12 protein-coding genes are annotated in these 12,743 nt (G+C 37.4%); 3 read left to right on the forward strand and 9 right to left on the reverse strand.

Going from position 1 to position 12,743, the window contains the following annotated elements; translation table 11 throughout:
* Positions 1-28 precede the first annotated feature (28 nt).
* From ICJ84_RS00280 to ICJ84_RS00290, 3 genes are all read left to right on the forward strand, one after another.
* Positions 29-2,365, forward strand: coding sequence for a penicillin-binding protein 1A (locus tag ICJ84_RS00280; RefSeq protein ID WP_188214360.1), 2,337 nt, complete (start codon positions 29-31; stop codon positions 2,363-2,365).
* Between the two features lie 120 nt (positions 2,366-2,485).
* On the forward strand, positions 2,486-3,187 hold the full coding sequence (locus ICJ84_RS00285; RefSeq protein ID WP_188214361.1) for a CoA transferase subunit A: 702 nt from the start codon (positions 2,486-2,488) through the stop codon (positions 3,185-3,187).
* 2 nt (positions 3,188-3,189) lie between these two features.
* Positions 3,190-3,843, forward strand: a complete 654-nt coding sequence (locus ICJ84_RS00290; protein ID WP_188214362.1) for a 3-oxoacid CoA-transferase subunit B — start codon at positions 3,190-3,192, stop codon at positions 3,841-3,843.
* 303 nt (positions 3,844-4,146) lie between these two features.
* Here ICJ84_RS00290 and ICJ84_RS00295 read toward each other — a convergent pair whose 3' ends face one another.
* From ICJ84_RS00295 to hemF, 9 genes are all read right to left on the reverse strand, one after another.
* Complete coding sequence (locus ICJ84_RS00295) at positions 4,147-5,826, reverse strand: ABC transporter ATP-binding protein (protein WP_188214363.1); 1,680 nt, start codon at positions 5,824-5,826, stop codon at positions 4,147-4,149.
* Positions 5,827-6,540 carry a 3'-5' exonuclease gene (locus ICJ84_RS00300; protein WP_188214364.1) on the reverse strand — a complete coding sequence of 238 codons (714 nt, stop codon included), beginning with the start codon at positions 6,538-6,540 and terminating at the stop codon, positions 5,827-5,829. It abuts the gene before it with no gap.
* The gene (locus ICJ84_RS00305; protein WP_188214365.1) at positions 6,537-7,682 is read right to left on the reverse strand and encodes a serine hydrolase domain-containing protein; all 1,146 of its coding nucleotides are present in this window, start codon (positions 7,680-7,682) and stop codon (positions 6,537-6,539) included. The genes ICJ84_RS00300 and ICJ84_RS00305 overlap by 4 nt, the downstream gene beginning before the upstream one ends.
* An 85-nt stretch (positions 7,683-7,767) precedes the next feature.
* Positions 7,768-8,241, reverse strand: coding sequence for a methylated-DNA--[protein]-cysteine S-methyltransferase (locus ICJ84_RS00310; protein WP_188214366.1), 474 nt, complete (start codon positions 8,239-8,241; stop codon positions 7,768-7,770).
* Between the two features lies 1 nt (position 8,242).
* The gene (locus tag ICJ84_RS00315; protein ID WP_188214367.1) at positions 8,243-9,322 is read right to left on the reverse strand and encodes a CNNM domain-containing protein; all 1,080 of its coding nucleotides are present in this window, start codon (positions 9,320-9,322) and stop codon (positions 8,243-8,245) included.
* A gap of 119 nt (positions 9,323-9,441) precedes the next feature.
* Complete coding sequence (gene hemB / locus ICJ84_RS00320; RefSeq protein ID WP_188214368.1) at positions 9,442-10,431, reverse strand: porphobilinogen synthase; 990 nt, start codon at positions 10,429-10,431, stop codon at positions 9,442-9,444.
* A 32-nt stretch (positions 10,432-10,463) separates the two neighbouring features.
* Positions 10,464-10,850 carry a YchJ family protein gene (locus ICJ84_RS00325; protein ID WP_188214369.1) on the reverse strand — a complete coding sequence of 129 codons (387 nt, stop codon included), beginning with the start codon at positions 10,848-10,850 and terminating at the stop codon, positions 10,464-10,466.
* A complete protein-coding gene (locus ICJ84_RS00330) occupies positions 10,850-11,842 on the reverse strand; it encodes a DUF4421 family protein (protein ID WP_188214370.1) in 993 nt (330 codons plus the stop codon). Before ICJ84_RS00330 ends, ICJ84_RS00325 begins: the two co-directional genes overlap by 1 nt.
* Positions 11,833-12,735, reverse strand: coding sequence for an oxygen-dependent coproporphyrinogen oxidase (gene hemF, locus ICJ84_RS00335; RefSeq protein WP_188214371.1), 903 nt, complete (start codon positions 12,733-12,735; stop codon positions 11,833-11,835). The genes ICJ84_RS00330 and hemF overlap by 10 nt, the downstream gene beginning before the upstream one ends.
* Positions 12,736-12,743 lie beyond the last annotated feature (8 nt).

Below are 12,743 nucleotides of genomic sequence, written 5' to 3' on the forward strand. Positions count from 1 at the left end.
TTCAAAACGTATTTATAAATAAAAGTACATGGCAACAAAAAAACAAGAAGCAGAACCTACTACAAACTTCTCTAAATATATACGTTGGTTTTGGATGCTATTTACGGCTGGAGTTCTGGCGGTAGTCTTAATATTTTTACTGGCATCTTGGGGCGCTTTCGGCGAAATGCCCGACCATACCGTTTTAGAAAATCCAAAAACAAACTTAGCTACAGAAATTATTTCCTCAGATGGAAAAACGCTTGGTAAATTTTACTTTAACGATAATAGAACGCCGGTAGGTTTCGACGATTTACCTAAGGATTTAGTCAATGCTTTAATAGCTACTGAAGATGCACGTTTCGAGCAGCATTCGGGTGTCGATGCTATTGGTACACTTAGAGCTGTGGTAAAGTTAGGAAGTGGAGGTGGTGCCAGTACCATTTCGCAACAGTTAGCCAAGCAGTTGTTTCATGGAGAAGGTTCTAAAAACATAGTTGAACGTATTCTTCAGAAAGTAAAAGAGTGGATTATTGCTATTCGTTTGGAGCGCCAGTACACCAAAGAAGAAATTATAGCGCAGTATTTCAATATTTATGATTTCTTGAATAATGCCGATGGTATTCGAAGTGCGGCAAGTATTTATTTCGATAAAGAGCCGATGGAATTAGACTTGAAAGAGTCGGCCATGTTGGTGGGTATGTTTAAAAATGCAGCGTTATTTAACCCAAGGGTACGCGAAGAATTAACGAGACAAAGACGTAACACGGTACTATCTCAAATGGCTAAGTATGGCTATATTACCGATGCGGTTAAAGATTCCCTTCAAAAAACTGAACTGGATATAAAATATACCCCACAATCGCATCGCGATGGGATTGCAACGTATTTTAGAGGATACCTTGATACTTTCATGAAAGATTGGATTAAGAATAATCCGAAACCTGATGGCACAAAATGGAATCTATATAACGACGGATTAAAGATTTATACAACCATCGATTCCAGAATGCAGCAATACGCTGAAGATGCCGTACAAAAGCACATGGCGAAGCTTCAAAAAGAATTTTTCCATCAAAATACACCGGATAGAAATCCAACGGCACCCTTCTTGGATTTGTCTAAAGAAGAGATTGATGCACTTATGAAAAATGGTATGCGTCAGTCTGAGCGCTGGAGACATATGAAATACGATTTAGGAAAATCGAATAAAGAGATTGAAGCATCGTTTCAAAAGCCGGTTCCAATGTCGGTATTTGCATGGAAGGAAGGTAAACCTTCAGAAATAGATACGATTATGAAACCTATCGATTCTATGCGTTATTACAAATCGTTTTTGCGTACCGGAATGATGTCTATGGATCCGCAAACCGGACATGTTAAAGCCTGGGTAGGCGGTATGAATTATCGTCACTTCCAATACGATATGGTAAAGCAAGGAAAACGTCAGGTGGGATCAACGTTTAAACCTTTTGTCTACGCCACAGCTGTTGATCAGTTGCACTTATCACCTTGCGACGAATTTCCTAATACGCCATTCTGTATTGAAAAGCTGAAGTATGGAAATATGGAAGACTGGTGTCCTAAAAATTCCGATGGGAAATACGGTGGTATGATGACGCTTAAAAATGCTTTAGCAAATTCTGTGAATACGGTTACTGCACGTTTAATGGATAAAGTAGGTCCTGAAACCGTAATAGAGTTGGTTGATAAATTAGGTGTGGATTCGGAGATTCCTCCGGTGCCATCCATTGCTCTGGGAACTGCCGATTTAAGTGTTTATGAAATGGTGGGTGCTTATTCGACTTTTGCGAATAAAGGAGTGTATACCAAACCTGTAATGGTAACCACAATTGAAGATAAGAACGGGACGATTTTATATCAGTTTAAGCCAGAAACCCGCGATGTAGTAGGTGAAGAAACCGCTTATGTAACGGTTAAACTTTTAGAAGGTGTTACACGGGGAGGTTCAGGAACTAGATTGCGTGGAAACTGGGGTGTAAATAATCAGGTTTATAAGGAAGTGATAACAGGGTATCCGTACGAACTAGAAAACCCGATTGCAGGTAAAACAGGAACAACACAAAATCAGAGTGATGGTTGGTTTATGGGAATGGTGCCGAATTTAGTGACCGGCGTTTGGGTAGGTGGAGAAGATCGTTCTGTACATTTTAAATCGATTACTTACGGACAAGGAGCAACCATGGCGCTGCCAATTTGGGGTATGTATATGAAGAGTTGCTATGCCGATGAAACATTGAACGTGTCTAAGGCAGATTTTGAAGCACCAGAAAACTTATCCATTCATGTAGATTGTGATAATATTCCGGAAGGCGACACAGTGATTCAAGATGAAAAAGACACACCAGACGATTTAGAGTTTTAAATAATTCAATTTTATAAAAATATGTTAACCCGTTCAGCAATAGAACGGGTTTTTTATTTCACAATATTTTGCACTTGTCATTTTGTTATTCGTAAATTTATGCAGCTAAAACTAATAATAATGATAAATAAGAAAGTTGATAATATACAGGAGGCTTTAGAGGGTGTAACCGATAATATGACCTTCTTGGTCGGCGGGTTTGGCCTAAGTGGTATTCCTGAAAATGCTATTGCCGAGTTAGTGAATTTGGACGTAAAAGGGTTAACCTGTATATCTAATAATGCAGGAGTAGACGATTTTGGGTTGGGTTTATTACTTCAAAAGAGGCAAATAAAAAAGATGATTTCTTCCTATGTTGGAGAAAATGAAGAGTTTGAACGCCAGATGTTATCGGGAGAACTGGAAGTAGAATTGATTCCGCAAGGCACTTTAGCCGAACGTTGTCGTGCTGCTCAGGCAGGTATTCCTGCATTTTACACACCTGCCGGTTATGGAACCGAAGTTGCCGAAGGTAAAGAGTCGCGTGAGTTTAATGGTAAAATGTATATCCTAGAACAGGCCTTCAAAGCCGATTTTGCCTTTGTTAAAGCCTGGAAAGGGGATGAAGCAGGAAATTTAATATTCAAAGGCACAGCAAGAAACTTTAATCCAGTGATGTGTGGTGCTGCAAAAATTACGGTTGCCGAGGTTGAGGAGTTGGTTCCTCTTGGCGCATTGGATCCTAACCAGATTCATATACCCGGAATTTTTGTACAACGCATTCTACAAGGCGAGCGTTACGAAAAGCGAATTGAACAACGAACAGTAAGACAAAGAAATTAATTATGTTAGATAAAACAGGTATAGCACAACGTATTGCTAAAGAAGTTAAAGATGGCTACTATGTAAATCTTGGCATTGGTATCCCAACGCTAGTGGCCAATTATGTGCGTAACGATATTGAAGTCGAGTTTCAAAGTGAAAATGGTGTATTGGGTATGGGACCCTTTCCGTTTGAAGGGGAAGAAGATGCCGATGTAATCAACGCCGGAAAGCAAACAATCACAACATTACCAGGAGCCAGTTTTTTTGACTCTGCGTTAAGTTTTTCGATGATTCGAGGGCAGCATGTCGACTTAACGATTTTAGGGGCTATGGAAGTCGCTGAAAATGGAGATATAGCCAATTGGAAAATTCCCGGAAAAATGGTTAAAGGTATGGGGGGAGCGATGGATTTAGTAGCTAGTGCTGAAAATATTATTGTGGCCATGATGCATACTAATAGGGAAGGCGAGTCTAAGTTGTTAAAGCGATGCTCTTTACCTTTAACAGGTGTAGGTTGCGTTAAAAAGATTGTAACGAATTTGGCGGTTGTTGAGGTTACTCCAAATGGGTTTAAATTATTAGAGCGTGCTCCCGGAGTTTCTGTTGAAGAGATTCAAAAGGCGACTGAAGGAACCTTAATTGTTGAAGGCGACATTCCGGAGATGGAGCTTTAAGTGTAAGAAAGCATATTAAATTTGTAAGATAAATTCGGTGAAATGTTAAAAATAAATGTATTTCATCGAATTTATGTGTTTTTTAGCGATGATATTGAAAAATAGTTGCATCTTAGTAATCCCCAAAGAAACCAAATTATTAATCAAGATTTACCTAAATCTATCATAAACTTAACGCTTATGAATTTTGCAACAAATCTACCTGACCAACCTACAATGACGGAGAGTAAATTCAAAGAAACTATGCGTGAAAACCTTAGGTTTTTAAAGAGTTTATTCTATTTAACTAAGAAAGTGTTCATGTTATAATCCTTTCGGGATAGCCTTTATTAATTTTTTAGTGTAAGCAGAATTGGGTGTGCTGTAAATGGTATCAGCATCACCCAATTCTTCTATTTTACCCTGATTCATTACCAGTAATTGATCCGACATGTATTTTACTACGGCTAAATCGTGGGAAATGAATATATAGGTAAAACCGAAACTGTCTTTTAATTCATTAAGCAGATTTAAAACCTGTGCCTGAACTGAAATATCCAAAGCCGAAACCGATTCATCGCAAACAATTAATTTAGGCTGTAAAGCTATGGTTCGTGCAATTCCGATACGCTGACGTTGCCCTCCTGAGAATTCATGCGGATAACGGTTAAAATAATCTTCTGATAAACCAACACGCTCTAATATTTCAATCACTTTGGTTTTCCGTTCTTTATTCGAATTATAAAGTTTATGCACCTGCATGGGCTCCATAATAGCTTCACCAACAGGGATTCTCGGGTTTAAAGACGAATAAGGATCCTGAAAGATAATCTGAATATCCTTTCTAAGCGATTTAATCGCCTTATTTGATAGTTTGGTAATGTCTGTGCCTTTATAAAGTATTTGGCCGGCAGTAGCTTTATCTAGCTGAAGAATGGCGTTACCTAAAGTTGATTTTCCACAGCCCGATTCTCCAACTAAACCTAAGGTTTCACCTTCATAAAGTTTAAAACTAACATCATTTACGGCTTTAAAGGTAATGGGTTTGCTAAACCATCCACTTTTAGAAATATATTCTTTTTCAACATTAATAACTTCCAATAAAGGTGGTTTGCTGTAAATGGCCTCATGCTTTTGTTTACGGTCTTCGTAAGTAATAATGCTATCTTTGATCGTGCCTTCTAAATAATCCTTAATTGTTGGCAATACTTTTAGTCGTGTGTCTAAAGACGGACGTGCACTAATGAGAGCCTTAGTATAAGTGTGCTGAGCCTTGTGAAATATAGTGTGCGCATCGCCCTTTTCAACAATATCACCTTTATACATAACCAGAATGCGGTCTGCAATTTCTGAAATTAAGGACAAATCATGTGTGATGAAAATGATGCTCATTTTGGTCTCAACCTGAAGCGCTTTCAGTAGTTTGATAATGTCTTTTTGTACTGTAACATCTAAGGCTGTTGTAGGCTCGTCGGCAATTAAAATGTCGGGTTTGCAACTTATGGCCATGGCAATCATTACCCGTTGCTTTTGTCCACCGGAAATCTCATGCGGATAGGCATCGTAAACTCGTGATGGGTTGGGAAGTTTTACCTTTTCAAAAAGAGATAGGGTTTCTTCTTTGGCTTCTTGATTTGATAACTTTGTATGTTGCAATAGAATTTCCTGAACCTGTTTTCCGCAGGTCATAGACGGATTTAAGGAACTCATAGGCTCCTGAAAAATCATGGCTATTTTTTTACCACGAATATCTTGTAATGCTTTGGATGATATTGTGGTTAAATCTTCATTATGAAACAGAATTTGTCCCGAAGTAATCTTCGATATTTTCTTAGGAAGTAGCCCTAAAACAGCTAATGAAGATACCGATTTTCCAGAACCCGATTCACCAACAATGCCTAGTATTTCATTTTCAAATAATTCATAAGAAATGTTGTGAATCACTTGGTTATCGCCAAAAGCAATGGCTAAGTTTTTTATGTTTAAAATGGGGTTCTTTTGCATTTATATATGAATAATTTCATCATCGGTTAATAGCTCGTCGCCTCGTAATCGTAAAAAGATTTGAGCCACGGCAATAGTGTCTTTTTCGCAGTAAATTACAATACGATCGATTTCGTTTTCTTCGTAATACACACGATAGACTTCACTGCCATCAATATCGTCTTTTGGCGAAGGTACACCTAAAACGTTGGTAAGTAGCTTTAACGAGGTGTAGCTTTTAAAATCACCAAATTTCCAGAGTTCTAAGGTGTCGATATGAGGAACTTCCCAAGGTTTTTTACCAAATAAATTGAGTTTGTGCGGGAGTTCAATGCCGTTTATAATCATGCGCCGCGCAATATAAGGAAAGTCGAATTCCTTGGCGTTATGGCCACAAAGCAAATGATTTGGGTGGTTGAAATGTGTATTCAGTAAATTTTTAAAATCTTTTAATAATTTAGCTTCATCACCAAAAAACGAGGTCACTCTAAAGTTTCGGATGTCGCCTTTAAACGTAAAATACCCGACTGAAATACATACAATTTTCCCAAATTCCGCCCAGATGCCGGCGCGATCGTAAAATTCTTCAGCCGTGTAATCGTCTTTGCGTTGGTATTGCGATTTTTGTTCCCATAGGGCTTGTTTGGTTTCATCTAAATCTGTGAAATGCTGAACCTCAGGAACCGTTTCAATGTCTAAAAATAATATGTTTTCTAAGTTGATTTTAGAGATCATTTATTCATCATTTTATAAGCTTCTTCTATATAAATACTAATATCTTTTGTGAAATCATCAACAGGTTCGTCAGGTGATTTTTTGTGTCCTAAGCGTACAATGATGACATTGTCTTCAGGTTGTACGATAACGTATTGTCCTAAATGCCCGCGCATCATAAAAAAGTGTTTGCCAATTACGTCTTTCATCCACCAGCCATAGCCGTATTGCGGACTTTCGGGGAAACGCGGTGTAATGCTTTTTACTACATAAGCCGAATCTAGTAGTTGCTTGCCGTTCCAGTTTCCGTAATCTTTATAAAGTTTTCCAAATCGAGCAAAATCTCTGGCATTACTGGAAATACAACAAAAAGCTTTTGCTAGTTTATGTTTACGGTCGTCTAGTTGCCAAAGGGCATCGTCGGTGGCACCCATAGGTTCCCAAAAACTTTCGGTTAAATATTTGGCAAGCGATTTTCCGGTAGCTTTTTGAATAATCATACCCAATAATTGGGTGTCACCACTTAAATACTTAAATGCTTTTCCAGGCTCTTCTATGACTTTTTGGTTGAGAATGGTTTCGGCTAAATCGTCATCATAATTTGCTCTGGCTGTTACTGAAAACGGACTGGTATAAGATTCTACCCAATCTAAACCAGAGGCCATAGAGGCTAAATCGCCAACAGTGGTTTTGGCATAACTATATTGCGGATAGAAATCACTAATGGGTTGATCTAAACTTTTAATATAACCATCCATAATGGCTTTGCCCAGTAAAGATGTGGTGATACTTTTGGCCATTGAGAACGAATTGGTTTTTGAGTTTTTATCGAAATTTTCGGAATAATTCTCAAACCAGATACTATCATTTTTAATAATAAGATAGGCAATAGTTCCCCAATCGGCATTTACTTGTTCTAGTTTTTCGGTGGCTTCTATTGTGTTGTAATTTTTATGAATTGGCCAAGGGTTGGGATTTGTCCCTGCTTTAATGGTGTCGTTTTCAAAATAGGGGTAATCATCAATAAAGGCTGTATCATGACCTGTTAAATACACTATTCTGGCACCTCGAATAATATAACCGTAATCGAAAAGATAAAGCAAGGCGATTAGTAAAGCAAGAGTAATTACAATCCATTTGAGTAGTTTCTTCAGAAATTTCATGATATCGGGTTTAGTTGAATTAAATATAGGAAATATTTTAAGGAAACAAGGTCTTCATATGACTCGTCCAAACAAAAAATAAGTATTAAAATAAACGTTGTTGCTGGTTGGGGCTTTCGTGTTCCAGTAACCATTGTTTGCGATGTAATCCACCGGCATAACCGGTTAAACTACCGTTGGTGCCAATAACGCGATGACAGGGCACGATAATCCAAAGTGGGTTTTTGCCATTGGCATTGGCTACGGCCCGAATGGCTTTAACGTCACCTAGTTGTTTGGATAATTCTAAATAAGATATGCTTTTTCCGTAAGGTATTTGTTGTAATAATGCCCATACAGATTGTTGAAAATCGGTACCTTTCGGATTTAATTTCAGGTTGAAGGTTTCTCGTTCGCCGTCGAAATATTCATTCAGTTGGGTGACGCAATCTATTAAGGTTTCCGGAATGGTTTCAGAAACCTGTTCTTCCGAATTCAAGACGGTGACTGATGCAATACCAGAAGTATCTCCTGTAATTTGGGCAAAGCCTAGAGGTGATTTAATAATACAGCTATCCATGTTAATTTTCAGAGTCATCAATAATGCCTAAGCGTTTTGCTCGAGCCTCCCAGCTTTTTCTGGCCAAATGTTGTAAATCGGATACGTTATCACTTTCGTCCATAATTTCCAGGCCAAGTAAGGTTTCAATAACATCTTCAACAGTTACAATACCACTAACCGAACCGTACTCGTCAACTACCAAAGCCATGTGATTTCGACTATCAATTAATTTTTCGAATAGGGTAGGAATAGGAAGGTTGCGAGGAACAACAATGATGTTTCGTTTTAATTCAGATAGTTTTTTATTGCCGTTGTCTAAGGCCATTTCTTTGTAAACATCGTCTTTTAAAACGAGCCCTTTAATATTGTCCTGATCGTTAGCATATATAGGAATTCTTGAGAAACGAAGATTGAGATTCTTTTTAAAGAAAGCTTCTACCGTTGTGTTTTCATCTACAATTTTCATAACGGTTCGTGGGGTCATGATATCTTTGGCAAAGACTTCTTTGAAAGTCAACAGGTTTTTAATAACCTTACTTTCATTTTCTTGAAAAACGCCTTCTTCATGGGCTAAATCCGTCATAGCCATAAAGCTTTCTCTGTTTAAAATACTGCCGTGCCCTTTACCGCCAATCAGTTTTGTGGTTAGTTGTAAGATCCAAAGCATCCCTGTCCATTTTAGAGGGAAAATTAAAATAGTTAAGGTTGTGGCCGTAAATCCAGCTAAATTTTTCCAGTAAGTGGCACCAATGGTTTTTGGAATAATTTCTGAGGCAATTAAAATGAGTAAGGTCATAATTGTTGAAACTACTCCTACGGTATTAATTCCAAATAGTTCAATTTTATATGGTAATTTTTCGGATTGAATTCCCACCATCATCGCCCCCATTGTATGAGCAATGGTGTTGAGCGTTAGAATGGAAATAAGCGGTTTATCGATGTCTTTTTTCAGAGCTTCTAAAGTGAACGCATAGTCTTTACCTTCTTGTTTTTTTAGGTTGATAAACGTAGGAGTTACGCTAAGCAACACCGCTTCGAGTATGGAACATAAAAAGGAAAAGAAAATAGAAATTGTTGCCCAAAAAAGAAGTGCGCTCATAAATAAGATATCGTTTTCTACGAAGTTACGAAATCTGATTTACTCCTTTAACAAGAAAAGCATATTCTGAAATTGAATAACCTCAAAATATGCTTTTAAGTGTGTTTTGAGGTTATTTTTTATGAAATTAACTTCACTACATCTTTTGCAAAGTAGCTGGCGATAATATCGCCACCAGCTCGTTTAATGGCGGTAACTTGCTCCATCATTACAGCATCATGGTCTAACCAGCCTTTTTCGGCAGCAGCTTTAATCATGGCGTATTCACCAGACACCTGATACACGGCAACAGGAACATCAACAGTATTTTTAATATCACGCACAATATCTAAATAGCATAAGCCTGGTTTAACCATAACAATATCGGCACCTTCATTAATGTCCATTTCGGTTTCACGAATAGCTTCAATTCGATTTGAATAATCCATTTGATAGGTCTTTTTGTCTTTTGGAATGTCTACCATATCAACCGGAGCAGAATCTAAAGCATCACGGAATGGTCCGTAAAATGCAGAAGCATATTTTGCTGAATAGCTCATGATTCCCGTATTTGTAAAGCCTTCATCTTCTAACAATTCACGCATTTGAATAATGCGACCGTCCATCATATCGCTTGGAGCAACAAAATCGGCACCCGCCTGAGCATGTGACAAAGCCATTTCAGAAAGTACCTGAGACGTAGGGTCGTTTAAGATAATACCGTTTTCAATAATACCATCATGTCCAAAAGCCGAATACGGATCTAAAGCGACATCGGTCATCACTAACATATGCGGACAAGCATTTTTAACGGTTTTAATAGAGCGTTGCATGAGTCCGTTAGGGTTTAATGCTTCTGTTCCCTTGTTATCTTTTAAGTTATCAGGAACTTTAACGAAAAGTAACACCGATTTTAAGCCCAGATTCCAAAGTTCTTTTACTTCCTTTTCCAGTAAATCTAAACTGTAACGGAAGTAGTTTGGCATGGAAGCGATTTCTTCCTTAACACCTGAACCTTCAACTACGAATAAAGGCACTAAAAAGTCGTTAGGTGTAATAATGGTTTCTCTAACCAAGCTTCTTATAGCTTCGTTTGCTCTTAATCGTCTATTTCTTCTTAATGGATACATAATTTAAAGTTTTGTGTTTTAAGCCATATGGTTTATTGACTTAATCCTAGATATTTCCAAATGTTATTTTCTTTTACAAAGGCCGATTTTTCGTAAATGACATCTAACTTGCCGTTTTCATAAAAATAAGCATTAAACGTTACGGTACCGTCGTTATCGGTCGCTGTGCCTTTTGAAGTTTTTTGAACTTCCAATTTTATCCACTGTACCGATTTGGCCCAGTTTACAATGGCTTTTTTCTTTTTTACAGGTCGGGTTGAGCTATGATGACTCAACATTAAATAGTCGCCATTAGCTAACACAAAAGCACTGTAACGCGAGCGCATGAGTTGTTCGGCAGTTTCTGTTTTTCCTCCGTTTTTATGAAATACTTCGCAGCATTCACTATAGGGTTTATTATTTCCGCAGTAACAGTTCATCAACTTTTTAATTTTAGCATTTCGTTTATACTTTCAGCAGTCTTGATAAATTTTTTAGGAGCTTTAAATCTGTAGCCTACAAAAATATTAAAAAATGGGATGTTATCTATTACTTGAGAACCGCTATCTGCATTATGATTTAAACTTAAATAACTATAATGAAGACCACAATATAAATTGTTTATATCATAGTTTGCTGAGCCTCTAAAGCTTAATTCGGTTAAAAGGGTTGTTAAATGGTCTTCGCCACGAGATTTGGAGTGGTTTAAACCAATTCCTGCCGAGATTCCAACTGATAGAAATAAGTTTTTGGAGGGGACATAGTTATAATAATAGGAAGGAGCAAAGGCAATATCCAATGAATAGTAGCTTGAGTCTAAATTATTAAATGCACTATTATCTTTTAAATGAAATTTTGAGTAATAATAGGTTATGTTAGGGATAAAACTTGCGGTACTTTTTAATTGCTTTTCATCTTGTGATGAAATGGCTTTAAAGGAGAAATTTTCGTTAAAGATATAAGATGTTGTTCCTCCAATTTTAAAATTTTTTGTTTCAGGAAAATATTGATTGACCTCATTATTTTTGATATAGAATCCCTTTTGATTAAACAAATGGAAGGTTTGCATGAGGTGTTGACCTGAAAAGGTTCTTAAATTAAGATTGAATAATTTTGAATTTCGATTGTCTTTGTTTTCGCTTATAAAGTCCGGAGCAAATGAATAAGAGACATTAAAGCTTCTAAATGCCAAAGAAAGACCAATTCGATCTTGTTTATTAGGTTCTAAATTAAAAGACTGATTGGATTTTCTATCTTTTACTTTTAGGGTATTTGATGTGTTTGTAAAAAAGGCACGAGTGGTAATAACGTTATGGTAAATCTTTTTGTATTTGGTTAGATTAACGGCATTAGAGTCTGTAATACTTTGTGCTATGTTAGGTGTTGTGTAAAAAGTTAAAGAAATAATTATAACTAAAGTTCTTAAACCCATAATTTAGGATTTTGTAAAATCTTAACTAATTTTTCTTCTTCACTGCCAACTTCCGGATGATGATCATAAACCCATTGTACATGCGGTGGTAAGCTCATTAAAATGCTTTCTATACGTCCGTTTGTTTTTAAGCCAAATAACGTGCCTTTGTCGTGTACTAAATTGAATTCTACGTAACGCCCGCGACGGATTTCCTGCCAGGTTCGGTGAGCGTCGGTGTACGGTAAATCTTTACGCTTTTCAACAATAGGTACATAGGCTTCTAAAAAACTATCACCGACCTCGGTAACAAAATTATACCAGTCTTCCATACTGGTGTCTTTGGTCGCTTTACAATAGTCGAAAAATAAGCCGCCAATACCACGACCTTCATTACGATGGGTGTTATAAAAATACTCGTCGCAACGTTTTTTGTAGGTTGGATAAAATTCCGAGTTATGTTTATCACAAGCGGTTTTACAGGTTTTATGAAAGTGTACGGCATCGTCTTCAAACAGATAATAAGGCGTCAAATCTTGTCCGCCGCCAAACCATTGATCTACAATGTTCCCGTTTTTATCATACATTTCAAAATAGCGCCAGTTGGCGTGAACTGTCGGTACCATCGGATTCTTTGGGTGAAGCACTAAACTTAATCCACAGGCAAAAAAATCGGCATCTTCAACACCAAAATACGCCTGCATAGTATCGGGTAGTTTACCGTGAACGCCTGAGATGTTTACGCCTCCTTTTTCAAATACATTACCGTTTTCAATGACACGGGTTCTTCCGCCGCCGCCTTCGGGGCGCTCCCACAAGTCTTGCCGAAATGTGGCTTTGCCATCAATGTTTTCCAGTTTAGAAGTAATGGTATCTTGAAGTTGTTGTATGTATGTGTAAAATTTATTTTTCATCCTCAATT

This window comes from Aestuariibaculum suncheonense, assembly GCF_014596935.1.
Taxonomy (GTDB): Bacteria; Bacteroidota; Bacteroidia; order Flavobacteriales; family Flavobacteriaceae; genus Aestuariibaculum; species Aestuariibaculum suncheonense.

What these genes read in the sequence shown, in the direction of transcription:
- ICJ84_RS00280 (WP_188214360.1), top strand. Translation starts at nt 29, where the DNA reads ATGGCAACAAAAAAACAAGAAGCAGAACCTACTACAAACTTCTCTAAA.
- ICJ84_RS00285 (WP_188214361.1), top strand. Translation starts at nt 2,486, where the DNA reads ATGATAAATAAGAAAGTTGATAATATACAGGAGGCTTTAGAGGGTGTA.
- ICJ84_RS00290 (WP_188214362.1), top strand. Translation starts at nt 3,190, where the DNA reads ATGTTAGATAAAACAGGTATAGCACAACGTATTGCTAAAGAAGTTAAA.
- ICJ84_RS00295 (WP_188214363.1), bottom strand. Translation starts at nt 5,826, where the DNA reads ATGCAAAAGAACCCCATTTTAAACATAAAAAACTTAGCCATTGCTTTT.
- ICJ84_RS00300 (WP_188214364.1), bottom strand. Translation starts at nt 6,540, where the DNA reads ATGATCTCTAAAATCAACTTAGAAAACATATTATTTTTAGACATTGAA.
- ICJ84_RS00305 (WP_188214365.1), bottom strand. Translation starts at nt 7,682, where the DNA reads ATGAAATTTCTGAAGAAACTACTCAAATGGATTGTAATTACTCTTGCT.
- ICJ84_RS00310 (WP_188214366.1), bottom strand. Translation starts at nt 8,241, where the DNA reads ATGGATAGCTGTATTATTAAATCACCTCTAGGCTTTGCCCAAATTACA.
- ICJ84_RS00315 (WP_188214367.1), bottom strand. Translation starts at nt 9,322, where the DNA reads ATGAGCGCACTTCTTTTTTGGGCAACAATTTCTATTTTCTTTTCCTTT.
- hemB (WP_188214368.1), bottom strand. Translation starts at nt 10,431, where the DNA reads ATGTATCCATTAAGAAGAAATAGACGATTAAGAGCAAACGAAGCTATA.
- ICJ84_RS00325 (WP_188214369.1), bottom strand. Translation starts at nt 10,850, where the DNA reads ATGAACTGTTACTGCGGAAATAATAAACCCTATAGTGAATGCTGCGAA.
- ICJ84_RS00330 (WP_188214370.1), bottom strand. Translation starts at nt 11,842, where the DNA reads ATGGGTTTAAGAACTTTAGTTATAATTATTTCTTTAACTTTTTACACA.
- hemF (WP_188214371.1), bottom strand. Translation starts at nt 12,735, where the DNA reads ATGAAAAATAAATTTTACACATACATACAACAACTTCAAGATACCATT.